This is a genomic window from Camelimonas lactis (genome assembly GCF_004342915.1).
Lineage (GTDB): Bacteria > Pseudomonadota > Alphaproteobacteria > Rhizobiales > Beijerinckiaceae > Camelimonas > Camelimonas lactis.
The window spans coordinates 270,520-293,968 of record NZ_SLWL01000001.1 but is presented as its reverse complement, the minus strand read 5'-3'; the positions used below and the strand labels follow the sequence as shown (position 1 = coordinate 293,968).

Here is a 23,449-nt window from a genome sequence, read left to right as displayed (position 1 = left end):
GCTGGAGCGGCTTCCGGTCCGGATTGACCGGAAACGGCTCCAGGCGACGTCAGTAACCGTTGGCGCGGGCCAGGCGGTCGGCGTGGAAGTTGCTGTCGCCGAGCAGTTCCTGCGCCACCCGCGCGCGCTTCATGTACAGGCCAATGTCGAAGGCGTCGGTCATGCCGTTGCCGCCATGCATCTGCACGCCTTCCTGCACCGCCAGCTCCGTGCTCGCTCCGGCCCGCGCCTTGGCCACCGCCACGATGGTCGCCGCCTTGTCCGGGTTCGCGTCGAGCGTCTGCAACGCCTTGATGACGGCGGCGCGGGTCACTTCCAGTTCGCTGAACAGATGCGCCGAACGGTGCTGCAACGACTGGAATTCGCCGATGATCCGGCCGAACTGGCTGCGCTCCTTCACATAAGCCTGGGTGATGTCGAAGGCCTGGCCGCCGACGCCGGACAGCTCCGCCGCCAGCACGGCGCGGCCAACATTCAGCACCCGCTCCAGCAGCTCATGGCCGCCGTCGACCGGCCCCAGCGCCGCATCGGCGTCGACCTGGACATTGTCGAAGCTGATGCGGGCGGCGTTATGGGCGTCGACCATCACCGTGCGCTCACGGCTGACGCCGCTGGCGTCGCCGGCGACGAGGAACAGGGTCAGACCCTGGGTTTCGCCAGGCTGGCCGGACGTGCGCGCCGCCACCACCAGCAGATCAGCCACATGACCGTCGACGACAAAGGTCTTGGCGCCGTTGAGGGTGAAGCCGTTGCCGGTGCGCGTCGCCTGCAACGCCGTCTTCTCCGGCCGGTGCTTGGCGCCCTCATCCACGGCCAGGGCGCCGATGATCTCGCCGCCGGCGATTTTCGGCAGCCACGCCTGCTTCTGGGCGTCGGAGCCGCCGTGCAGCAGGGCGCTCGCCGTCAGGACGGCGGTGGAGAGGAACGGCGTCGCCGTCAGGTTACGGCCGATCTCCTCGGCCACGACCCCCGCCTCCACATGGCCAAGACCCACGCCGCCGAAATCCTCCGGGATCAGCACGCCGGCAAACCCCATTTCGGCGAACTGTTTCCACAGCTCGCGCGAAAAACCTTCCGCCACGTGGCCGTCGCGCAGCTGGCGCAGGGCCGCTACCGGCGCCTCGCCGGAAAGGAAGCTGCGGGCGGTGTCGCGCAGCATGGTCTGTTCGTCATTCAGCACAAGCGCCATGACTTCTGTTCCTGATTGCCTGAAGCGTTTTCCGGCGGGGCGTTCTGAGGGCCCGCATGGAGAAAACGCGTGAAATCAATTGGACAGGGCAAAACCCGGGTCCAGATGGATGGGCCTGCCCCGGCGGCGTCCCGGCCGGTGCGCCGCCGCGCCGTTCAGCAGGGTTGGCGGGGCGCGTTACGCCCCCGGCAACTCAAGGATGCGCTTGGCGAGAATGTTGAGCTGCACCTCGGAGGTGCCGCCCTCGATCGAGTTCGCCTTGGTCCGCAGCCAGGCGCGCGGCGCGGCGCCATGCTCCGAACGGTCGCTCTCCCATTCCAGCGCATCGGAGCCGCCTGACGACATCAGGATTTCGTGCCGGCGCTTGTTCAGCTCCGAGCCATAATATTTGAGCAGCGAGGAATAGGCGCCGTGGATTTCGCCGCGCTTCGCCATGTCGCCGGCGCGCTCCATCGCCAGCTCAAACGCGATTTCGTCAACCTCCAGGCGGGCGATCTGGGCGCGCAGCAGGTTGTCGTCGAGCTCGCCCCGATCATCGAGGCCCACATGCTGGGCCGCCACCTCGTGCACAGGACGATGCGCCCGACCGCCCATCGAGCTGATGGAGTTGCGCTCGTGGGTGAGCAGATATTTGGCGATCTCCCAGCCCTTGTTCGGGATGCCGACGAGCTGGTCCTTCGGAACCTTCACGTCGTCGAAGAAGGTCTGGCAGAACGGGGAGCTGCCGGAAATCAGCAGGATCGGCTGGGTGCTGACGCCGGGCGACGCCATGTCGAACAGCAGGAAGGAGATGCCTTCATGCTTGGGCGCCGTGGGGTCGGTGCGCACCAGGCAGAAAATCCAGTCGGCCTTGTTGGCGTAGCTGGTCCAGATCTTCGAGCCGTTGACGAGGAAATGGTCGCCCCTGTCCTCGGCGCGGGTCTGCAACGAGGCGAGATCGGAGCCGGCGCCGGGCTCGGAATACCCTTGGCACCAGCGGATTTCACCACGCACGATCGGCGGCAGATACTTCTTCTTCTGTTCTTCCGAGCCGTACTTCAGCAACGCCGGACCGAGCATCCAGATGCCGAACGAGGACAGCGGCGAGCGACAGCCGAGATCGCGCATCTCCGCGGCCAGGATTTTGGCTTCCTCGCGCGTGAGGCCGCCACCGCCGTACGCGGCCGGCCATTCCGGCGCGGTCCAGCCCTTCGCGCCCATGCGCTCCAGCCAGACGCGCTGCGCGTCATTGCGGAATGTCGGATTGCGCCCGCCCCAGACGGTGTCTTCCTCGTCCTCGGTCGGCGTGCGCATCTCGGCCGGGCAGTTCGCCTCCAGCCATGCGCGGGTTTCCGCGCGGAATGTCTCAAGATCAGCCATCATGCCCTCGTCATGAAAACGGGCCCTGCGGGATGATCAGCGTCGCTGGCCACGCCAGCTTCCATCATCCACCCAGGCCCGCGCGCCGGAAGCCCTGCTCCGGCCTGTTGGGGCAAATCCCGTTCACACCGGAGCGGATTTTGCCATATGGTCCTGAACTGGCGGCTTTCCCGGAAGCCGGGCCAGCGCCCGCCCCCGGAAACGCCCGCCAGCGCGCCGCCGCGTCCAGAGCGGCATTGGCGGCGCCCATCGGATTGCCGGAGGCGCCGCGGGGCAGTTCCCGCGGCGCCCGCGCGCTCAGTCCATGGTCACCACGACCTTGCCCATCGCCTTGCGGGCGGCAAGGTGGGCGATGGCGTCGCCGGCCTTCGCCAGCGGGAACCGCTCCGACACGTGCGGCTTGACCAGGCCGCGCTTGTAGAAGTCCATCAGTTCCGCGACGCTTTCGGCGAAGCCCTTGTTGTTACGGGCCACCCAGGCGCCCCAGAACACGCCGATCACCTGGCAGGACTTGAGCAGGGTCAGGTTCAGCGGCAGCAACGGAATGCCGGCCGGGAAGCCCACGACGAGGAAGCGGCCCTCCCAGGCGATGGCGCGCAGCGAGGCCTCGGCGTAGTCGCCGCCAACGCCGTCGTAGATCACGTCGGCGCCGTGTTCGCCGCAGGCGTTCTTGAACAGTTCCGCCAGCTTCTTCTTGCCGTCCTTGTCGAACGGCCCCCGCGGATAGATCACCACGTCGTCGGCGCCGTGCGCCTTGACCAGATCCGCCTTGTCCTGGCTGGAGACGGCGCCGATCACCCGCGCGCCCATCGCCTTGCCCAGCTCAACCGCCGCGAGGCCGACGCCGCCGGCCGCGCCCAGCACCAGCAGCGTTTCACCCGCCTTGAGCTGGCCGCGATCCTTCAGCGCGTAATGGGAGGTGCCATAGGTCAGGATGAACGCCGAGGCTTCATCGAACGGCATCTCGTCGACCATGGGGATGCAGCGGAAGCCATCCACCAGCACCTTTTCGGCCATGCCGCCGTGCCCGGTCGAACCGATGATGCGGTCGCCGACCTTGACGCCCTTGACCTCGGCGCCGACCGCCTCGACCACGCCGGCCACTTCGCCGCCCGGCGAGTAGGGACGCTGCGGCTTGAACTGGTACCTGTCCTCGATCATCAGCGTATCGGGGAAGTTCACGCCGCAGGCCTTGACTGCGAGCAGCACCTGCTTCGGACCGGGAACCGGATCCGGAACCTCCTCAAGAACCAGGGTTTCCGGCCCGCCAACGGCCTTGGTGAGGATCGCCTTCATTCTGTGCTGCTCCGTCCTTGCTGTCATGCGGCTCCGCGCCCATGCACGGTCGCCGCCCTTTGCAACAGTCGCGGCCGCCCGGGCCACGTTGAGGGGTTAAACGCCGGGTCGCCGATCAGACCACGGTGACGCCGCCGTCGATGATCAGGGACTGTCCGGTCATGAAATTGCCGGCCGGTCCGGCGAGGAACACCGCCGCGCCGGCGATCTCGTCCGGAATGCCAATGCGGCGCAGCGGCGCCGTCGAGGTGGTGCGCGCCAGATTGTCCGGGTCTTCCCACAGCGCCTTGGCGAAGTCGGTCTTGATCAGTCCCGGCGCGATGCAGTTCACGCGGATATTGTCGGGGCCATATTCCGCCGCCAGATTGCGGGCCAGCTGCATGTCGGCCGCCTTGGAGATGCAATAGGCGCCAATCACCGTCGAGGCGCGCACGCCGCCGATCGACGAGACGATGATGATGCAACCGTCCTTGCGCGCGCGCATCTGCGGCGCCGTCATCTGGATCAGCCAGTGATTGGAGACGATGTTGTTGTCGAGAATCTTGCGGAAAGCGTCGTCCGGCAGCTTCTCCATCGGCCCGTAGAACGGGTTGGAGGCGGCGTTGCACACCACGATGTCGATGCGACCCCATTTGGCGTTGGTGGCGTCAACCAGGCGCTGCAGGTCTTCCTTCTCGGAGATGTTGGCGGGAACCGCGATCGCCCGCTCCTCGCCGTGCCGGTCGTTGATGACCTTCGCCACCTCTTCGCAGGGCCCGGGCTTGCGGGACGAAATGACAACCCTGGCGCCATGCTCGGCCATGCGCTCGGCGATGGCGCGGCCGATGCCGCGGGACGAACCGGTAATGAGCGCGACCTTGCCGGTCAGATCAAACAATGTGGTCATGGACGCTTCCTGTCTCCCTGGACATGACGCGCCGGAGCGGCGCGGGACGCGGCTGCCGTGCGTCTGCCCGGATTGTCTGTGGACCGGAGCAAAACCGGGGACCGAAGCCCGGGTTTTATCGGGTCTTTCTGATTGGCGCGCTTTGCGGCGACGCGGCGGCCGCTTCGCCGGCAAAAGGCGGGAGAGGAACGGCGACAGACAGCCGCCGTCCCCCTGGCGTCAGGCTCCGGCCTTGACCGCGTAGGACCACGCCATGTCAGCCAGCGGCTCGGCGCGCTTGCCGGCCTCGGCGGCGCGCGGGCTGTTGGCGGTGCCGTCGCGCACGCGGCCGGCGATGCCCTGGGAAATCGCCGACAGCCGGAACAGGTTGTAGGCGAAATACCAGTTCACGTCCGGAATGCCGGCGCGGCCGGTGGCCTTGCAATAGATCTCGATGACTTCGTCGACGTCGGGGATTCCCAGCTCCCTGAAGTCGACGCCGCCCAGCGAGGCGCGCCCGTCGTGCTGCATCACCCAGCCCATGATGACATAGGTGAAGTCAGCCAGCGGATCGCCCAGGGTGGACAGCTCCCAGTCGAGGATCGCGCGCACGCGCGGTTCGGTAGGGTGGAAGATCATGTTGTCGAGGCGGTAGTCGCCATGCACCACCGACGTGTGGGTCTGCTCCGGCACGGTGCGGGGCAGCCACTCGATCAGCTTTTCCATCGACTCAAAGCGCGATGTCTCCGAGGCGCGATACTGCTTGGTCCAGCGGTCGATCTGTCGCGAGAAGTAATTGCCCGGCTTGCCGAAATCCGCCAGGCCAATGGCCACCGGATCGAGGTTGTGCAGCTTCGCCAGGGTTTCAATCTCGTCGCGGTACATCACCGCGCGCTGTTCCTTCGGCACGCTTGGCAGCGTGCCGTTCCAGAACACCCGGCCCTCTTCCATCGACATGACGTAGAACATCGTGCCGATGACGCTGTCGTCCGTGCAGAGGGCGTAGGCGCGGGCGACCGGGAAATCGACCGTGTTCAGCGCCGAGATCACCCGGAATTCGCGGTCCACCGCGTGGGCGGAGGGCAGCAGCTTGCCCGGCGGCTTGCGCCGCAGAACGTATTTGCGCGACGGGGTGATCAGGCAATACGTCGGGTTCGACTGCCCGCCCTTGAACTGCTCGACGGTGAGCGGGCCCTGATAGCCCTCCACGTGGTCGGCGAGCCAGGCGGCGAGACGCGCCTCGTCGAAACGATGGCGCTCCTCAACCGGCTTTGTTCCGGAGAAAACCTCCTCCGCGACTTCCTTCTGATCCAGCACTTCAGTGTTATCCTGCGTTGGAATGACGTGCGAATTCGATGCGGGCGATGGCGCGGTTGTGCACCTCGTCCGGACCGTCGGCCAGGCGCAGGGTGCGGATGTGCGCCCACTTGAAGGCCAGGCCGAAATCGGTGGTGACGCCGCCGCCGCCGTGGGCCTGGATGGCGTCGTCGAGAATCTTGAGGGCGATGCGCGGACCGGCGACCTTGATCATGGCGATCTCGAGCGCGGCGGCCTTGTTGCCGACCTTGTCCATCATGTCCGCCGCCTTCAGGCAAAGCAGACGGGTCATTTCGATATCGGTGCGGGCCTCGGCGACGCGCTGCTCCCAGATCGACTGCTCGGACACCTTCTTGCCGAACGCCACGCGCGATTGCAGACGCTTGACCATCTTTTCGAGGCCGACCTCGGCGACGCCGATGGTGCGCATGCAGTGATGGATGCGGCCGGGACCAAGGCGGCCCTGGGCGATCTCGAAGCCGCGTCCCTCGCCGAGAATCAGATTTTCCGCCGGCACGCGCACATTGCGCAGGATGACCTCGGCGTGGCCGTGCGGGGCGTCGTCATAGCCGAACACCGGCAGCATGCGGACCACCTCGATGCCGGGCGTGTCCATGGGCACGAGGATCTGCGACTGCTGCTGGTGGCGCGGGGCGGACTTGTCGGTCTTGCCCATGACGATGGCGATCTTGCAGCGCGGATCACCCACGCCCGACGACCACCACTTGCGGCCGTTGATGACGTAATGATCGCCGTCGCGGACGATTTCCGTCTCGATATTGGTGGCGTCGGAGGAAGCGACCTCCGGCTCGGTCATCAGGAAGGCCGAGCGGATCTCGCCGTTCATCAGCGGCTTCAGCCACTTGTCCTTCTGCGCCTTCGTGCCGTAGCGATGCAGCACTTCCATGTTGCCCGTGTCGGGCGCCGAGCAGTTGAAGGCTTCCGAGGCGATGCCGTAGCGGCCCATTTCCTCGGCGCACATGGCGTATTCGAGATTGGTGAGCCCGGCGCCGCGATATTCGCCTTCGTCATGCTCCGGGTTGGGCGCGAGGAACAGGTTCCACAGGCCTTCGGCCTTCGCCTTGGCCTTCAGGCCCTCCAGCACCTGGGAGACGCGCCAGCGATCCTTGCCGACGAGGTCCATTTCCCTGACATATTCGGCTTCGGCCGGAACCACATTGTCCTGAATGAACTTGCGGACGCGGTCACGCCAGTACGACTCACGCTCGGTGATGGTGAAATCCATCTCGTTTCCTCTCCCTTGATCTGCCCGGCCTTCGTGCGACCTGGTCCCTGTTTCTGCCTGGCCAGAATTACCAGCAGGATCCAGCCCTGAGAACCGATATTTTTTATTCAGGAATCACGTTGCACGGAATCCGGCGCGAACGCCAGCCCCGCGCGCTGGGGGCGTCAACCCGACCGTGGCGCTGGCGGCATGGCTGCCGCCGGGCCTGCCCGCCAGGCCAGCCCTTCCGCGGCCGATCCCGGCCGCGCGATCATGCGCCGGCGCGCCGTGCAGCTTGACTCAGCCCCCCGCCTCTGAAAATCCGGAATAAAATATTTGATCAGATATTCGGGGAGAACGATCCTGGAGCAGCCAGCCCAATCCACCGCCGACGCCGCCGGGGTTACTGAAGCCGCCGCGCCGCCCTCCCTGCTCGCCCCTTTCCACGGCGCGCCGCCGCCGGCGCCCGCGTGGTTTGACGACGCCATCGGTCAGGCGCCCGCGCGTGATTTCGTCGAGGTGCGCGGCGCCCGCGTCGAGATGCTGACGTGGGGCGCGCGCGGCAAGCCCGGGCTGCTGTTTCTGCACGGCAACGGCGCCCACGCCGACTGGTGGAGCTTCATCGCGCCATTCTTCGCGGCGGACTACCGGGTGGCCGCCATGTCGTGGACCGGCATGGGCAATTCGGACCACCGCGCACAGTACGATCTCGATATCTTCGTCGAGGAAATCATGGCGGTGGCCCACGCCGCCGGGCTGTTCGACGCGGGCAAGCCGGTGTTCGTCGGCCATTCGTTCGGCGGCCTGCCGCTAACCGCCTGCGCCTCCCGCCACGGCCGGGAGATCGCCGCGGCGATCACCGTCGATTCCCCCGTGATGTCGCCGGAACGCCGGCGCGAGCGCCGTTCGCGGCGCGGCCCGCTGAAAACCCCGCAGCCCAACCGCATCTACCCGACCTGGCAGGAAGCCATGAACCGCTTCCGCTTCCAGCCCGTCCAGCCTTGCGACAACCTTTATATCGCCGACTTCATTGCCCGGGGCTCCCTGAAGCAGGTCGCGGCCACGGCGAATACCCCGGCGGGCTTCACCTGGAAATTCGATCCGTTCATGTGGAAGGGCTACCACGACGGCGCCCCCCACATCGACATGTCCACGGCGCAGTGCCCGGTGGCCATGATCTTCGGCGAGAAGTCCATTTTCCTGACCGAGAAGGTCATTGACTACGCGCTTGAGGTGGCGCCGCCAGGCTCACCATGCGTGATGATCCCGGAGGCGCACCATCACATCATGGTCGACCAGCCCCTGGCTTTCGTCTCGGCCCTGCGCGGCCTGCTGGGCGGCTGGCCGCGCTGAGCGGGCGCGCCGCGGGCCTTGAGGGCGCCAGCGTCATCCCGGTCACAGGAGAAATGTCGTGGATCTGCATCTGACAGGACGCAAGGCGCTGGTCACCGGCGCCTCGAAGGGCATCGGTTTCGCCATCGCCAGACGCCTCGCGGCGGAAGGTTGCCGCCTGGCGCTGATCTCGCGCGATGAAGGCCGGCTGGAGGCCGCCAGATCGGCCATCCGCGCGGAGGCGCCCGGCGCGGACATCGCCATTCTCGCCGCCGACGTCGCCCATGACGCCAGCGCGGCGCTGCTGGCTGACGCCCACGGCGACGCGGACATCCTCGTCAACAACGCCGGCGCCATTCCCCAGGGAACCTTGCAGGAAGTCGACCAGCAGCGCTGGCGCGAGGCCTGGGACCTGAAGGTGTTCGGCTTCATCGGCGTGACCCGCGCCTTTTACACCCGCATGGCGGCGCGGCGGGCCGGCGTCATCATCAATATCATTGGCATGGGCGGCGAACGGCTGGACGCCCATTACATCACCGGCGCCGCCGGCAACGCCTCGCTGATGGCGTTCACCCGCGCCCTTGGCGGCGCCAGCCCGCGCGACGGCGTCCGCGTTGTCGGGATCAACCCCGGCCCCATCGCCACGGATCGCATGGAAACCCGGCTGCGCGCCCATGCGCAGCGCCAGTTCGGCGACGCGGAGCGCTGGCGCGAACTGACGGCGGACATGCCGTTCGGCCGGCCAGGCGCGCCGGAGGAAATCGCCGCCGCCGCAGCCTTTCTCGCCAGCGACTGCTCGGCCTATACAACCGGAACGATTCTCACCATCGACGGCGGCCTCGCCAACGCCTCCTGACCGCAAAGGACATCCTCTTGACCACCGACGCGCCCAAAAGCGACGCCACCGGGGCTCCCGGGAGCAACGCCCGCTCCGTGCTGATTGAAACCGGCGAATGGGCCGGCTGGCGGCGCCCCGACCGCGACACCTTCGACACCCGCTCCGGGCCGTTTTACCACCGGCGGGACGCCGACGGCTCGGTGCGCTGCGCCTTCCTCGTCGAGAAGCGCCACCTCAATGGCATCGACGTGGCGCACGGCGGCTGCCTGGTGACCTTCGCCGACCACGCCATCTTCATGTTCGCCCTTGACCATTTGCGCGGCGGCCCCTCGGTCACCGTGTCTCTGAACAGCGAGTTCATCGGCGCCGCCTATGAGGGCGACGTCGTCGAGGCGACCGGCGACGTGCTGAAGGCCGGCGGGTCGGTGCTGTTCGTGCGCGGCGTGCTGAAGGTGGGCGCGCGCATCATTCTCAACTATTCCGGCGTCATCAAGAAGCTGAAGCCGAAAGCCGCCATCCCCGCGCCGCGCGACCCCGACCAGGGCGTCGACTGACGCCGCTGGCAATAACGCGCCGCGGGGAACCCGGGACAGGACAGGCGAGACGCGCCCCGGCGGGCGCGACCTCCATTTTCCGGTCAGCGCGGCGCCTCCAGATTGGTGATGACGCGGCGGTTCTGGGCGGTGCAGGAGGCGTCCGGGCAGGCGCGGACGATCCGCTGTTGCTCGCGGCCATAGGATTTGGCCCTGAGCCGGCTGGCCGCCACCCCCTTTGACACCAGATAAACCATCACCACCTCGGCCCGTTGCTGGCCCAGCGTCCTGTTGCTGGCGTCCGTGCCGGGGTCGTCGGCGAAGCCCTGAATTTTGGCGCTCCATTTCGGAAAGCGCTTCAGCCACGCCGCCTGGCCGTCCAGGGTGTCGCGGGCGATTTTGGTGAGTTGCGCCGAGCCCTCGGTGAAGAACACGCGCCGGCCCACATTGACGATGAAATCCTCGTTGCTGCCTGGCTGAACATTGACGCCAGCCCCTGCCGGCGCGTCCGTGACCCTGCCTGAGGGAGCCGTCGCCGGCGCCCAGGCGGCGGGCGCCACGGCCGGTTGTGCTGGCGCCAGTTGTGCCGGCGCGGCGGCGACCGGCTGCGCCATCGCCGGAGCCGGAGCCGGAGCCGGCGCCTCCGCCTGCGCCGCCGGCGCGGCCGGCGGCTTCCCGGTCAGCCGGGCGAAACTGAAGCGCTCGGCGGCGCAGCCGCCCAACATCAGCGCCAGGGCGACGCCGGTGAACGTGAAAGTCGCGGCGGGTCTGATCATGGTCATGGAAGGGGCCTGCGCGTCACGAGCCGGGTCAGGGCCGCACAGGCCGCCCCGGCGGGTTTCACCCGGGGGTTCATCTGGAATCGTTGCCGGCGGCGGCCCTGGCGGCAATGTGCCGGAGCACCAGCACGCGCGTGCCCTGGGGGCAGCGCTGGTACAGGTCGATGACGTCCTCAGGGAACATGCGGATGCAGCCGCTGGAGGCGTCGGCGCCGATCGACCATGGCTCGGTCGTGCCGTGCAGGCGGTAGCCCGTGTCCTGGCCGTCGCGATACAGGTAGAGGGCGCGGGGGCCCAGCGGATTGTCCGGGCCGCCGGCCATGTAGCGCGGCAGGTTGGGCCGGCGCTTCAGCATGTCGGCGGGCGGTGACCACGGCGGCCAGATCGCCTTGCGGTCAACCTGGGCGCGGCCGAACCACTGGAAACCTTCCTTGCCCACGCCGACGCCATAGCGCAGCGCCGTCCGGTTCTCGAAGATCACATAGAGAAAATGGTGGCGCGTATCGACCACCACCGTGCCCTGCGGCTCATCCGAATAGTACTGGACGAGCTGGCGGCGCCAGCGCGGATCAATCACGTTGAAATTGGTGCGCCGGTAGTTCTGGCCGTGATCGCTGGCCATGCCGGCGAAATAGCGCTCCCGGTCCCGTGGAGCCGCAAGGACGGGGCCAGCGGCCCCGGCCAGAACCGCGGCCGCAATTCCCCCGACGACGCCCCTGCGGCTGATCTCCCCCACGTCCGCCCCCAAAATTCTTCAAGCTGCATTGTCAGCTTCGGCGGCACTGTCAGTCGCGAATGGTAAATTTTGCGCTAAAGGGCGCGGAAACAGGTTAACGCGCCGCTTGCCGGCGTCTTGCGCGCGCCTGCCCCCGCCGTGGTTACGGCCACGGCGCGCCCATGTCAGATAAATGTCTGACGAAAGTTGACATTCGTCAGTCGTCAGGTACACCCGTCTCACAATCTCCGCGTCGCGGCCGTTTGATGAGACCCCGCATGACCCGCCTGTCCAGATTTGCGCGCTCGATCCGCCTTTCCGTTGGCGCCTGTCTCCCACCGCGCCAGAACGCTTCCGGCGATCGACGGCGGCGCGGCGCCGGCGCAATGGCGGCGGCCATCTGCCTCGCCGCCCTCGCCGCCTGTAACGACAAGACGCCCGCAAGGAGCGACGCCGCGCGGCCGGTGCTGGTGGCGACAGTGCATTACGGCGAAGAAGATCCGGCCCGCACCCTCGTTGCCTCCATCCGGCCGCGCATCGAGAGCGACCACGGTTTTCGCGTCGGCGGCAAGGTCGCCCGCCGCGCCGTGGAGGTGGGGCAGCGCGTGCGCTCCGGTGACACCCTCGCCGTGCTCGACGACGTCGACCTGAAGCTCCAGGCCGAACAGGCGGAGGCCGAACTGCGCGCCGCCAGCGGCGCCCTCGCCCAGGCCACCGCCGCCGAAAAGCGCGCCGCCGACCTGCGCCAGCAGGGCTGGTCAACCCAGGTCGCCGTCGACAACAGCCGGGCGGCGGCGGAAGAGGCGCGCGGCCGCATCGCCCGCGCCCAGCGCGCTGTCGAACTGACGCGTAACAGCATCTCCTACACCCGTCTGAAGGCCGACGCCGACGGCGTGGTGACGGCCACCCTGGTCGAGCCAGGCCAGGTGGTCGCCGCCGGCCAGCCGGCCATCCGCATTGCCCGCAGCGGTGAAAAGGAGGCGATCGTCGCCGCCCCCGAAACCATGCTGGAGCGCATCCGCAAGGGCGAGGCGACGCTGACCCTGTGGGCGCGTCCCGACAAGACCTTCCGGGCCCGCCTGCGCGAACTGTCGCCCTCGGCCGACACGGTCACCCGCACCTATCAGGCCAGGTTCTCCCTGCCCGACGCCGACGATGACGTGCAGATCGGCATGACCGGAACCCTGTCAGTAAAGGCGGCGAAGTCGGATCGCGTCGCCCGCCTGCCCCTCGCCGCGCTGTTCAACCAGAACGCCGGCCCCTCGGTCTACGTGGTGAAACCGGATGGCGCGGTGGCCCTGACGCCGGTGACGGTCAAATCCTATGACAGCCACGACGTCGTCATCACCGGCGGCGTCCATGAGGGCGACCGGGTCGTCGCCATGGGCGTCCACAGCATCGATCCGGCGCAAAAAGTCCGCGTCATCGATAGCCTGAGCTTCTGAGGCGCCGCGATGAAGGGCTTCAATCTCTCCGCCTGGGCCGTCCGCCATCCGGCCCTGATCCTGTTCCTGATTATCGCCGTCAGCGCCGGCGGCCTCATTTCCTATCTGCGGCTTGGCCGCGCCGAGGACCCCTCCTTCACCATCAAGGTGGTGATCGTCACCGCGATCTGGCCCGGCGCCACCGCCCGCGAGATGCAGGAGCAGGTGGCCGATCCGATCGAGAAGAAGCTGCAGGAACTGCCGTACTTCGACAAGGTCATCACCTATGTGAAGCCGTCGTTCACGGCCATGCAGGTGGCGTTCCGCGACACCACGCCGCCGAAGGAAGTGCCGCAGCTGTTCTACCAGTTGCGGAAGAAAATGAGCGACCTGAAGCCGTCGCTGCCCTCAGGACTGATCGGCCCGAACTTCAACGACGAATACGGCGACGTCGACTCGATCCTCTACATGATGACCGGCGACGGCGCCAGTTACGCCCAGATGAAGAAGGTGGCGGAAGGTCTGCGCCAGGCCCTGCTGCGCGTGCCCGACGTCACCAAGGTCAATCTGTACGGAACCCAGGACGAGAAAATCTTCGTCGAGTTCTCGCACGCCCGCCTCGCCAGCCTCGGCATTCCGGTGCAGTCGCTGTTCGACAGCCTCGCCCGCCAGAACGCCGTGGTTCCCGCCGGCGTGGTCGAAACCAACGCCCAGCGCGTGCCGCTGCGCGTCACCGGCGCGCTGGACGGCGCCCGGGCGGTTGAGGAGACGCCGGTGGAAGCCAACGGCCGCGTCTTCCGCCTCGGCGACATCGCCACCGTGACGCGCGGCTTCAAGGACCCGCCGGATTATATCATCCGCCAGGAGGACAAGCCCGCCATCGGCATCGGCGTGGTGATGGCGCGCGGCGGCAATATCCTCGACTTCGGCAAGAACGTGAGCGCCGCCAGGGACGTGTTCATGGCCGCCGCCCCCCAGGGCGTGTCGCTGACCCAGGTGGCCGACCAGCCGCTGGTGGTCGACCACGCCGTCGGCGAGTTCGTCCGTTCGTTCATCGAAGCGCTGGGCATCGTGCTGCTGGTCAGCTTCGTGTCGCTCGGCTGGCGCACCGGCATTGTCGTCGCCCTGTCGGTGCCGCTGGTGCTGGCCATCGTCTTCATCGTCATGGCCGCCATGGGGCTGGACCTGCACCGCATCACGCTTGGCGCGCTGATCATCGCGCTCGGCCTGCTGGTCGACGACGCCATCATCGCCATCGAAATGATGGTGGTGAAGATGGAGCAGGGCGTGAACCGGATGGAGGCGGCCGCCTTCGCCTGGACCTCCACCGCCTTCCCCATGCTCACCGGCACGCTGGTCACCGCCGCCGGCTTCCTGCCGATCGGCTTCAACAATTCGGCCACGGGCGAATACGCCGGCGGCATTTTCTGGGTGGTGGCGATCGCCCTTGTCGCCTCCTGGTTCGTGGCGGTGATCTTCACGCCCTATCTAGGCGTCAAGCTGCTGCCGGACATGAGCAAGGGCCATCACGACCCTAACGCCATCTACCAGACGCGGCTGTACCGGGGCCTGCGCGCCGTCATCACCTGGTGCGTCGACCACAGGTTGACTGTCGTCGCCGCCACCGCCGGCGTGTTCGTGCTCGCCCTTGTCGGCTTTACGAAGGTGGAGCAGCAGTTCTTCCCGCTGTCGGAGCGTCCGGAGCTGTTCCTGCAGATGCGCATGCCGGAAGGCGCCGGCATGGGCGCCACCACGACGACGGCGCAGCAGGCGGAAAAGCTGCTGCACAACGACCGGGACATCGCCACCTACACCACCTACATCGGCCAGGGCAGCCCACGCTTCTGGCTCGGCCTCAACCCGCAGCTGCCGAACGAGGCCTTCGCGGAGATCGTCATTCTGACCAGGGGGGTCGAGGAACGAGAGCGCGTCAAGGCCCGGCTCGACAAGGCGATCGCCGACGGCGCCCTCACACAGGCCCGGGTGCGCGTCGACCGCTTCAACTTCGGCCCCCCTGTCGGCTTTCCGGTGCAGTTCCGGGTCATCGGCCCGGATACCGGCAAGGTGCGCGACTACGCCAACCAGGTGCGCGACGTGATGCGCGCCAACCGCAATATCATCGATCCGCATCTGGACTGGAACGAGCAGAGCCCCTCGGTGCGGCTGGTGGTGGACCAGGAGCGCGCCCGCGCCCTTGGCCTGACGCCGCAGGACCTGTCGCAGTCGCTGCAGACGCTGCTCTCCGGCGTCACCGTCACCACCGTGCGCGATGGCGTCGAGAAGGTCGACGTGGTGGCCCGCACCCTGCCCTCGGAGCGTCTCGACCTCGGCAAGATCGCCGACCTGTCGGTGATGACCCGGGGCGGCGCCTCCGTGCCGCTCGCCCAGGTCGCCCGGCTGGAATACCTGCACGAGGAGCCCATCATGTGGCGGCGTAACCGCGACATGGTGATGACGGTGCGCGCCGACATCGTCGATGGCGTCCAGGCGCCGGACGTGACCATGCAGATCTGGCCGAAGCTGAAGGCGATCAGCGACGCCATGCCGCCGGCCTACCGCATCGAGATGGGCGGCGCCATCGAGGAATCGCAGAAGGGCAACGCCTCGCTGGTAGGCCTGATCCCGCTGATGGTCATCATCATGCTTACCCTGCTGATGATCCAGTTGCAGAGCTTCTCGCGCCTGGCGCTCACCTTCATGACCGCGCCGCTTGGGATCATCGGCGCCACGCTGGGGCTGTTGCTGTTCCGGCAGCCGTTCGGCTTCGTGGCGCTGCTCGGCCTCATCGCCCTCGCCGGCATGATCATGCGCAACACGGTGATCCTGGTGGACCAGATCGAAACCGACGTCGCCCACGGCGCCACGCGTCGCCAGGGCATCATCGAGGCCACGGTGCGCCGCGCCCGCCCGGTGGTGCTGACGGCGCTGGCCGCCATCCTCGCCATGATTCCGCTGTCGCGCTCCGCCTTCTGGGGGCCGATGGCGACGACGATCATGGGCGGCCTGTTCGTCGCCACCTTCCTGACTTTGCTGTTCCTGCCGGCGCTCTATGCCCTGAGCTTCCGCAAATCCCTGGACACAAAGCCTGCCGGCGCCAATAACGGAGCCATGACGGAGGGCCCCCATCCATGACGCGGAATGATCGCCAGCCGGCCCCGGTCGAGCCCATCGCCGACAGCCACGCCGCCGCCCGGCTGCGCGTGCTGGAAACCGCCGAACGGCTGTTTCGCGAGTACGGCTACCAGAAGACCACCGTAGCGGACATCGCCCGGGCGCTCGGCATGAGCCCGGCCAATGTCTACCGCTTCTACGAATCCAAGCGCGCCATCTTCGAGGCCGTCGCCATCAACCTGCTCGACGTGGTGGAGCGGGACCTCGCGGCGGCGGCCCGTTCGGGCGGCGCGGCGGAACAGCGCCTGCGCGCCTTCCTGGAAGCCAACCACCGGCTGTGCATGCAGCACTTCGTTGGCGATTCCCGCATCCGCGACATGGTGGCGGTGGCGATCAATGAGCGCTGGGCCGCCATTGATGACCACGTGGAGCGGGTGCGGCTGATGAGCGAGCAGATCATCCGCGACGGCGTCGCGGAGGGCGTTTTTACCGCCGCCGACCCCACCACCGCCAGCGCCTGCCTGATGGTCGGCTGGCTGCGCTTCTGCCATCCGCTGCTGGCCGACGAACCATTCGCCCATGGCCCGGAGCTGGAGCAGATGGCCGATTTTCTGATTGGCGCGTTGCGGGCGCCCGCGACGCGAGACGCCGCGATCCGGCAGGAGCGGCGATAGTCGTCATCCAGGGCGGCGCCAGTCCAGCATGCCCGCCCGGCCCGCGGCGCGCCGGGGAGCCCGACCGGACGTCGCAGCGGCAGGCAGTGCTTTTGAAACCACCTGGCGCGCCTCGCCGCCCATGCCGAACCTCGTAAATGCTCCTCGTGACGCCACTGGACCGGGACCTGTCGCCCAGAACCGCCACGCGCCGGATGCGTCCCCGCCGCCTCTTGCGATACCGGCCCGGATCACGCATTGACGGCGCAAATCACTGATTGGAGAGTCCCATGGCCTACCGTTCCAGCTGGATGACCGACGACATCGCCAGCTTCAGCGAGCAGTTCCGCCGCTATCTGCAAACCGAGCTTGCGCCGCACGCCATGCGCTGGCGCGAGGAGAAGATGGTCGATCGCTCCGCCTGGCGCGGCCTTGGCGACATGGGCGCCCTGCTCTGCTCGGTGCCGGAAGAGTACGGCGGCATGGGCCTCAGCTTCGCCTGGGACGCCGCCGTGATGCAGGAACTGGAGACCTGGTTGCCGGAAATGGCCACCGGCGTCAGCGTGCATTCCGTCATCACCGCCCATTACATCAACGCCTACGGCACGCACGAGCAGAAGCTGAAGTGGCTGCCGAAAATGGCGAAGGGCGAATGGGTCGGCGCCATCGCCATGACCGAGCCAGGCGCCGGCTCCGACCTGCAGGGCGTGCGCACCACCGCCCGCCGGGACGGCGACCATTACGTCATCAATGGCGCCAAGACCTTCATCACCAATGGCCAGCTCGCCGACATCATCGTCTGCGTGGTCAAGACCGACCCGGCGAAGGGCTCGAAGGGCATTTCGCTGGTGGTTATCGAGACTGAAGGCGCCGAGGGCTTCCGCCGCGGCCGCAACCTCGACAAGATCGGCCTGAACGCGTCCGACACCTCCGAACTGTTCTTCGATGAACTGCGCGTGCCGGTCGCCAACCTGCTTGGCGACGGGGAAGGCCAGGGCTTCGTCCAGCTGATGCAGCAGCTGCCGCAGGAGCGTCTCGGCCTGTCGATCCAGGCGATCGCCGCCATCGAGCGCTCCGTCGCGATCACCACCGAATACGTCAAGGAGCGCAAGGCGTTCGGCAAGTCGCTGCTCGATTTCCAGAACACGGCGTTCAAGCTGGCCGAGCGCAAGACCGAGGCCACCATCGGCCGGGTGTTCATCGACCATTGCATCGAACGTCTGATTGCCGGCGACCTCGACACCGTCACCGCCTCGATGGCCAAGCATTGGGTCACCGACAAGCAGAGCCAGACCGCCGACGAATGCCTGCAATTGCACGGCGGCTACGGCTACATGCAGGAATACGAAATCAGCCGCCGCTACATCGACGCCCGCATCCAGCGCATCTATGGCGGCACGAATGAAATCATGAAGCTGGTGATATCGCGCTCGCTCTGAGCCGCCCAGCGCCTGTCCCGGCGACGCCGGCCGCCGGGCAATGTTTCAGGACCGGGACATGGTTCCGTGTTGCGGAAGCAACGTGACGATCCGGCGCCCGACGCGGCGCCGGAAAACCTCAGATCCCGCCATCAGGTTCTTGCACGGCGGCGGCTTTCACTGACGGACGCCCGGATGTCATTATCCGGGCGTTCTGTTTTTCCTGCGCGCGCCGTCCCGCAACGCTTCGTCCCACTGATATTCACGGTATTCCCGTTCAATCGACGGGAAAACAGCGGCGACGCTCTTGAACCCGGGCGCAAAATCTGCGTCTCATATAAAATATATATAAAACCAAAAAATAAGCGCGGGAATGGAAACAGAAACCAACCATCGGGAAGGCGTCCGCACCGAAAGTCTTGCCTTGCAGGCCTACCGGCACTTTCGCCGGCAGCTGATGGCGGGGCGGTACAAGCCAGGCCAGAAAATCAAACTGAAAGAGGTCAGCGAGGAACTGGGGATCAGCGCCACGCCCATTCGCGAGGCGCTGGGCCGCCTGGTGTCGGAGCACGCCCTGTTTCAGATCGACCGCCGGTCCGTGCGCGTGCCCATCATGGACGCCGATCGCTACCGCCATATCAGCGATGTGCGCATTCTGCTGGAAGGCGAAGCGGCGGCCCGGGCCGCGCAACTGGCGACCGGCAGCGAAATCGCCGCGCTGGAAGAAATTCACGAAGCCCTGTGCGTCGCCCATGACCAGGGCAAGATGGAAGACCTGATGGCGGTGAACGAGCGGTTTCACGACGCGCTTTGCAACCTCGCCGCCATGCCCGTGCTGCATCACATGGTGGAGAATCTCTGGCTGCAGTGCGGGCCGACCATGAACGCCTTTCTCGACTACCCGCCGCGCGCGCCGCGCCAGCGCCACGCCCACCTGATGATTATCGACGCCCTGCGCAAACGCGACTCCGAGGCCGCCCGCAAGGCGCTGGCGCTCGACATCCGCGCCAGCGTGGAGCGGATTGTCGCCTATCTTGACGAACACAGGGTCAACGCCGGCTAGCACCCGCGGAGCGAATGTCTGGCTCCGCCCCAGCGTTGCGTTCGCCGGCCTTCCCTAGCCCCTCCTGGCGGCGATCACCCGCATCTTCGCCGGATCCCGGAGCCTGTCTGGACGATCCGCGACCGGTGGTCGCCAGGAATGTTCTACATAAAGGGCCGTGCGGGCCGGCAGGGCCTCGCCGCCGGCGCCCACTGAAGCGCGCGCGCGTCGACGTCGCGGGGGCGACAGGAACCGCCCCATCGACCCGCCAGCATCGCCCGCCAGGCGCTCAGCCCCCCGGGCCACGATAGGCGCGTCCTGGCAGCGAGGGATCAAGCCCCCGCGTTACAGGTTGACCGCCCATGGGCCCTGGCTGGGAGCCCGGATTGACCGCGGGACGTGGCAGCGGCGCCGAAGGCGCGGCGCCATCCGGCGCGGGCCTTGGAACCTGCGGAATCTGGGGTCCCCCGCCCGCGCCGGACGGCGACGCCCCCGGCTGGACCGGCTGAACTGGCGCGGCGCCTGGCGCCGGCCCCAGATAACGGGCGCCCCCGGGCGTCTGGTATCCCTGCGGTGGAACGGGCGCGGGATTGGGCGCCGGGGCGCGCTGTTCGATCGGGCGGTTCTGGGGTTGCGCGCGCCCCGGCGCCGGAGCGGCGCGCCGTTGGGGCGACGGTGCGACCGCCGGTCTGGGCGCCCGACGCGGCGCGGCCTGGCGCGGCGCGGCCTGGCGGGGCGCCGGCGGCGCGTAACGCTGCGCGCGCGGCGTCTGCACCCGTCGGCGCTCGCTGCCGCTCCACCGGCCCACAAGGCCAGATTGCGGCTCCAGATCGTCATTGCCGAATAGCGGCCGATAACCGAAACGGCTTTCCCGCTCCGGCGCGGCGCGGGCGCGACCGGAGCGGCGCGTGCTGCCAATGGGGTCCGTCCGGCTGTATCCACGTAACAGGCCGATCAACCCGCCGGGATTGCCGCGCGATGAATCCAGAATCGGCCCGCCCCTGTCGCGCCTGCGGCTGGAAGCTTGGGCAAGTTGCACGCGCGGCGTCTCATCCGCATCCGCGACGTCTGGCCCGATCGGCGACAGCTTCAGCCCCGCCACGTCCGCGGCGGGCGCCGGCGGCGCTGTCAGCATCAACTGCTCGCTCATCTCCGCCAACTGGTCCAGGGTGGCGTGGGCGCTGCACAGACGGATGCGGACAAGAGCCGGAGCCGCATCCCGTCCCGGCCCGGCCGCCCCGGGAAAATCGCTGATCCGTTGCCAGGCGAACAGGCAGCGCCCGCCGCCTGGCGGCGCGCCAATGGAGACGTGCATGGCGCCGTAGCGGCTCTTCAGCATCCTTCCTGGCAGCGGCGTCATGGTCACCCCTGGAAACTGGCGCTCCAGTTCCGATGCCAGTTGCGCGGCGGAGGGCGCGACAGCCGCGCGGCCAAGCACGACCTCAAGCGCATTGGCGCCCAAATGCCCGCCCGTCAGGACGATGCGCTGGCGCAGGCCGGCCCCGGCGTCGCTTTCCTCCACCGCCATGACGCGCCCGGCCGAAGGCGGCAGGGAAGCCAGCGCCGCGGCGGCGGGCATGGCCTGGGCGCCGGCGCTGGCCAGCCCCAGCGCCACGGCGGCCGCCGCGACCCGGCGGCTGGCCAGCGTCACGGTCACCCAGGACCCGCGCCGCGCCTTGCCCATGAACGGCATACCCACCAGCAACTCCATCAATAACCGCCCGACAAAATCGCCGGGGCGCAATCGCCCGCCAGCTTCAGCGTCACTCCCCGCAATCCCGGGAAGCCAGCTCCAGGTCATCCAGGTCATCCCGGTCATCCAGGGGCATCCAGGTCAGGGCGACGCGCCTGGCGCCTTCCGCAAAACCCACCGGCTTCGTCCGGAATACGCTGGAGCAGGACGCCGTCAGGCTGAACCGGCGCGCCCCGCTCCCGATGTGACGCATTTTTCTTAATGAAAGCGCCCCAGCGTCACAAAGCCGCGCGCCTGGCCCCGCTTTGCCGCGGACGGCGCGCCAGGCGCCCTGTCGGCCGCCCGCCCGCAATCGCGGCGAAACGGCTCACTATAGAAGACTCAACCCCTGTGCTGACGCATTTTCCTCACGGGGGAAGCCCGTTTCACCGGCAATCCGCTAGCGACCGCCAATGTACTGGTCCGCGTGCCGCTGCTCGGCCCACAGGGTGCCCGCCGGCGCCGGCTGGGTGGCGTAGGTCGGCTCGGTCGCCGTCGTCAGGCCATTCCACGCCGGCAGCAGCGAAAACCCGTAACGCTCGTAGGGCATTGGCCCGACGCCCGGCACCCGCCGCGCCACGAGCGGCCACGGCCCCTTTACCGGCTCCGCCAGATAACCGGCGGCGGCGCTGTAAGGCGCGCCGACAACGGCGCCGGGACCAATCCCCGCATAACGCAGCGGATTGGCCGGATTGACGCTGATCGGAAACTCCTTCGCCGTCAGCTTCGGCTGCGCCGGAGCGCCCTGCAAGGGCTGCCCACGCAGATCAACGCCGCCCAGCGCCGCTTCCGGCGCCGGAACACGCGGCACCGAGCCGCGCAGGCCGGAGCCCGCCAGCCCCTGGTTTTCCACCGCGCCGCCGCCCTGCATCCGGGCGATCTGCTGGGGATAGTTCTGGCCAAGGTAGGTGGCGCCGCCCTGCGCCTGGGGCGCGGCGGCAACGTCTTCCACGGCGGCCTTGCGGCGGTTCTTGCCCCGCCGCTGCTCGGCCTGCTGGCGCTCCTGCAGGTCGCACGGCGTCGGCGGCTTGATGGTCCCGTCGGGGAACACCAGCTCGACCACCTTGTAGAACAGCCCGTCATAGCGGTTGATCACATCGGCGAGGGTCTGGCGGTCTTTCATGCGGTCCAGCGCCAGGGCGTAGCCGTAGGCCGTCGCCTCCTTGGGATACCAGGCCATCGCCCGCGAAAACCATTGCAGCGCGACATCGTACTGGCAGGAGTTGTAAGCGTACCAGGCCAGACCTTGCGCCGCTTCCCCGGAGGTAAGCTGCATCGCCACCTGGCCGTAACGCGCCAGCCGCTCCGGCTCGATATAGGGCGGGATCGCCTTGGTCAGATCCCGCTCCAGAATATCGACATAGAGGATCATGTTGTTGATCAGCGCGTTGCGCCAGGCGTAGGCGACCTCCTCGGCCTCCCTGTACATGGTCAGGTTGACCAGCGTCAGCGCCAGACCATGGGCGACCATGGCGTCGCCGCCCTTGCTGATGCTGGTCTTGAACCAGTCGAAGGCCTGCCGGTAATCCTTCTGGTTATAGAAGTACCACGCTACCAGCGCCGCTTGCGCGCCGTCATCGACGCTGTTGGCGTATTCCTCGAAACGGCGCAGTTCGTCCGGGTCCACCGGCTGCGTCCGCTCCTCCTTGAGAAAGGCGCTGATGCGGGCGCGGATAATGTCGATGGCGATCGGCTCCAGCTCGCTGGCGCCGTTAACGGTCCGCGCCATGGCGACGAGCTGGTCCACGTCGTTCATCGGCAGGACCGCCATCGCCTTCTGCACGGTGGCGATGCGCTCCTGCGGATTGTTATTGGTCGACAGGATCAGCTTGTAGGCGTCCAGCGCCTTCTCCGGCTGGCCCGAGCGCGCCTCCGCCGCCGCCACCAGCCACAGCAGATCCAGCTCCAGGTCGCGCTCGTTGAGCCCGGAATCACGCAGCGCCGACAGCACCAGCTTCTCGCGCCCTTCGCGCGAGGCCTTCTCGATCTCCGTGCGCAGGATCTTGCGCGCGATCTTGTTGCGCAGGTCCCGCGAAGGCTGCCAGCCAGGTTCGCTCTTGCGGCGGGCCTCGATCGCGGCCTTCAGCTCGTCCAGGCGGTCCGCCGCGAACAGCGCCCAGAAAGGCTCCTCGTCGCCAGACGTGTTCTCCGCCGCGTCATAGATCTCCGGCGGCGGCGTCCAGCCAGGATAAAGCCTCTGGATGCGACGCAGTTCCGCGTCCGCCCGCTCTTTCTGACGGCTGAGAATGTAATATCGCAGGGCCGACAGGTCGGGCTGGACGCCTGGGCGCGCCACCGGCCGGCCGTCGGCCGTCCGCTCGGTGAGCAACTGCCCGCCGCCCTGCCCGGCCACGCCCTGGGCAACCGGCTGCGGCGACGCAGCGGCGTCCATCTGGATCAGCGCCCCCTGGGCGCCGCGCGCCCCATCCGCCGACGTCGCGCTGGCGGGCTGGCCAGCAGGCTGGCCGACCGGCTGCAACGACGCGGGTTCGGCGTGAACGGGCGGACTGGCCAGGCCCGCCAGCAGGACGCCCCCTGACGCGGCCAGCAGAAAGGCGCGGCGGCCCCACCGTTCGCCTGCCCTCCCCGTTTTCGATGACAATCCCAGGCGCCTGTCGCCC

General features: G+C 67.9%; 18 protein-coding genes. 8 read left to right on the top strand and 10 right to left on the bottom strand.

Annotated features, from left to right (window positions below):
• Positions 1–49: 49 nt before the first annotated feature.
• The 6 genes from EV666_RS01310 to EV666_RS01285 all read right to left on the bottom strand — a co-directional run bounded on the left by EV666_RS01310 (position 50) and on the right by EV666_RS01285 (position 7,272).
• A complete protein-coding gene (locus tag EV666_RS01310; protein WP_132001836.1) occupies positions 50–1,189 on the bottom strand; it encodes an acyl-CoA dehydrogenase family protein in 1,140 nt (379 codons plus the stop codon).
• Positions 1,190–1,366: 177 nt separating this feature from the next.
• Positions 1,367–2,548 (bottom strand): acyl-CoA dehydrogenase family protein, encoded by a 1,182-nt coding sequence (locus EV666_RS01305; RefSeq protein WP_132002738.1) that lies wholly within the window; start codon positions 2,546–2,548, stop codon positions 1,367–1,369.
• Between the two features lie 297 nt (positions 2,549–2,845).
• A complete protein-coding gene (locus EV666_RS01300) occupies positions 2,846–3,871 on the bottom strand; it encodes an NADPH:quinone oxidoreductase family protein (RefSeq protein WP_245514136.1) in 1,026 nt (341 codons plus the stop codon).
• An 88-nt stretch (positions 3,872–3,959) separates the two neighbouring features.
• Positions 3,960–4,730, bottom strand: a complete 771-nt coding sequence (locus EV666_RS01295) for an SDR family oxidoreductase (RefSeq protein ID WP_132001833.1) — start codon at positions 4,728–4,730, stop codon at positions 3,960–3,962.
• Between the two features lie 219 nt (positions 4,731–4,949).
• On the bottom strand, positions 4,950–6,023 hold the full coding sequence (locus tag EV666_RS01290) for a phosphotransferase (RefSeq protein ID WP_132002732.1): 1,074 nt from the start codon (positions 6,021–6,023) through the stop codon (positions 4,950–4,952).
• Between the two features lie 10 nt (positions 6,024–6,033).
• A complete protein-coding gene (locus EV666_RS01285; protein ID WP_132001830.1) occupies positions 6,034–7,272 on the bottom strand; it encodes an acyl-CoA dehydrogenase family protein in 1,239 nt (412 codons plus the stop codon).
• A gap of 315 nt (positions 7,273–7,587) precedes the next feature.
• Here EV666_RS01285 and EV666_RS01280 point away from each other — a divergent pair, with 315 nt between their 5' ends.
• Genes EV666_RS01280 through EV666_RS01270 form a run of 3 tightly spaced genes read left to right on the top strand, consistent with a single transcriptional unit; the run spans position 7,588 to position 9,975 of the window.
• Positions 7,588–8,604, top strand: a complete 1,017-nt coding sequence (locus EV666_RS01280; protein WP_207906305.1) for an alpha/beta fold hydrolase — start codon at positions 7,588–7,590, stop codon at positions 8,602–8,604.
• Between the two features lie 58 nt (positions 8,605–8,662).
• The gene (locus EV666_RS01275; RefSeq protein WP_132001827.1) at positions 8,663–9,439 is read left to right on the top strand and encodes a short-chain dehydrogenase/reductase; all 777 of its coding nucleotides are present in this window, start codon (positions 8,663–8,665) and stop codon (positions 9,437–9,439) included.
• Between the two features lie 17 nt (positions 9,440–9,456).
• Positions 9,457–9,975 carry a PaaI family thioesterase gene (locus tag EV666_RS01270; RefSeq protein WP_132001824.1) on the top strand — a complete coding sequence of 173 codons (519 nt, stop codon included), beginning with the start codon at positions 9,457–9,459 and terminating at the stop codon, positions 9,973–9,975.
• An 83-nt stretch (positions 9,976–10,058) separates the two neighbouring features.
• Here EV666_RS01270 and EV666_RS01265 read toward each other — a convergent pair whose 3' ends face one another.
• The gene (locus tag EV666_RS01265) at positions 10,059–10,736 is read right to left on the bottom strand and encodes an OmpA family protein (RefSeq protein WP_132001821.1); all 678 of its coding nucleotides are present in this window, start codon (positions 10,734–10,736) and stop codon (positions 10,059–10,061) included.
• A gap of 70 nt (positions 10,737–10,806) precedes the next feature.
• On the bottom strand, positions 10,807–11,469 hold the full coding sequence (locus tag EV666_RS01260; protein WP_376886078.1) for a L,D-transpeptidase: 663 nt from the start codon (positions 11,467–11,469) through the stop codon (positions 10,807–10,809).
• 365 nt (positions 11,470–11,834) lie between these two features.
• Between EV666_RS01260 and EV666_RS01250 the strand changes: the two genes are divergently transcribed.
• The 5 genes from EV666_RS01250 to EV666_RS01230 all read left to right on the top strand — a co-directional run bounded on the left by EV666_RS01250 (position 11,835) and on the right by EV666_RS01230 (position 19,117).
• On the top strand, positions 11,835–12,893 hold the full coding sequence (locus EV666_RS01250; protein ID WP_132002727.1) for an efflux RND transporter periplasmic adaptor subunit: 1,059 nt from the start codon (positions 11,835–11,837) through the stop codon (positions 12,891–12,893).
• A 9-nt stretch (positions 12,894–12,902) separates the two neighbouring features.
• The gene (locus EV666_RS01245) at positions 12,903–16,004 is read left to right on the top strand and encodes an efflux RND transporter permease subunit (protein WP_132001812.1); all 3,102 of its coding nucleotides are present in this window, start codon (positions 12,903–12,905) and stop codon (positions 16,002–16,004) included.
• Positions 16,001–16,657: a TetR/AcrR family transcriptional regulator gene (locus EV666_RS01240; RefSeq protein WP_132001809.1), complete on the top strand. Its 657-nt coding sequence runs from the start codon at positions 16,001–16,003 to the stop codon at positions 16,655–16,657. The genes EV666_RS01245 and EV666_RS01240 overlap by 4 nt, the downstream gene beginning before the upstream one ends.
• Before the next feature lie 269 nt (positions 16,658–16,926).
• Entirely contained in the window at positions 16,927–18,075 is a 1,149-nt protein-coding gene (locus tag EV666_RS01235) for an acyl-CoA dehydrogenase family protein (RefSeq protein ID WP_132001806.1), read from the top strand.
• A gap of 352 nt (positions 18,076–18,427) precedes the next feature.
• Positions 18,428–19,117: a GntR family transcriptional regulator gene (locus tag EV666_RS01230; RefSeq protein WP_132001803.1), complete on the top strand. Its 690-nt coding sequence runs from the start codon at positions 18,428–18,430 to the stop codon at positions 19,115–19,117.
• A gap of 268 nt (positions 19,118–19,385) precedes the next feature.
• Here the strand turns inward: EV666_RS01230 and bcsN are convergent, their stop codons facing one another.
• Positions 19,386–20,915 (bottom strand): cellulose biosynthesis protein BcsN, encoded by a 1,530-nt coding sequence (bcsN, locus tag EV666_RS01225; protein ID WP_165909859.1) that lies wholly within the window; start codon positions 20,913–20,915, stop codon positions 19,386–19,388.
• A gap of 313 nt (positions 20,916–21,228) precedes the next feature.
• Entirely contained in the window at positions 21,229–23,430 is a 2,202-nt protein-coding gene (locus EV666_RS18140) for a tetratricopeptide repeat protein (RefSeq protein ID WP_165909858.1), read from the bottom strand.
• Positions 23,431–23,449: the final 19 nt, after the last annotated feature.

Bases quoted from the DNA above. Each gene is read 5' to 3' on its own strand.
- EV666_RS01310 (WP_132001836.1), bottom strand. From the start codon at position 1,189: ATGGCGCTTGTGCTGAATGACGAACAGACCATGCTGCGCGACACCGCC.
- EV666_RS01305 (WP_132002738.1), bottom strand. From the start codon at position 2,548: ATGGCTGATCTTGAGACATTCCGCGCGGAAACCCGCGCATGGCTGGAG.
- EV666_RS01300 (WP_245514136.1), bottom strand. From the start codon at position 3,871: ATGACAGCAAGGACGGAGCAGCACAGAATGAAGGCGATCCTCACCAAG.
- EV666_RS01295 (WP_132001833.1), bottom strand. From the start codon at position 4,730: ATGACCACATTGTTTGATCTGACCGGCAAGGTCGCGCTCATTACCGGT.
- EV666_RS01285 (WP_132001830.1), bottom strand. From the start codon at position 7,272: ATGGATTTCACCATCACCGAGCGTGAGTCGTACTGGCGTGACCGCGTC.
- EV666_RS01265 (WP_132001821.1), bottom strand. From the start codon at position 10,736: ATGACCATGATCAGACCCGCCGCGACTTTCACGTTCACCGGCGTCGCC.
- EV666_RS01250 (WP_132002727.1), top strand. From the start codon at position 11,835: ATGGCGGCGGCCATCTGCCTCGCCGCCCTCGCCGCCTGTAACGACAAG.
- EV666_RS01245 (WP_132001812.1), top strand. From the start codon at position 12,903: ATGAAGGGCTTCAATCTCTCCGCCTGGGCCGTCCGCCATCCGGCCCTG.
- EV666_RS01240 (WP_132001809.1), top strand. From the start codon at position 16,001: ATGACGCGGAATGATCGCCAGCCGGCCCCGGTCGAGCCCATCGCCGAC.
- EV666_RS01235 (WP_132001806.1), top strand. From the start codon at position 16,927: ATGGCCTACCGTTCCAGCTGGATGACCGACGACATCGCCAGCTTCAGC.
- EV666_RS01230 (WP_132001803.1), top strand. From the start codon at position 18,428: ATGGAAACAGAAACCAACCATCGGGAAGGCGTCCGCACCGAAAGTCTT.
- bcsN (WP_165909859.1), bottom strand. From the start codon at position 20,915: ATGACCGGGATGACCTGGATGACCTGGAGCTGGCTTCCCGGGATTGCG.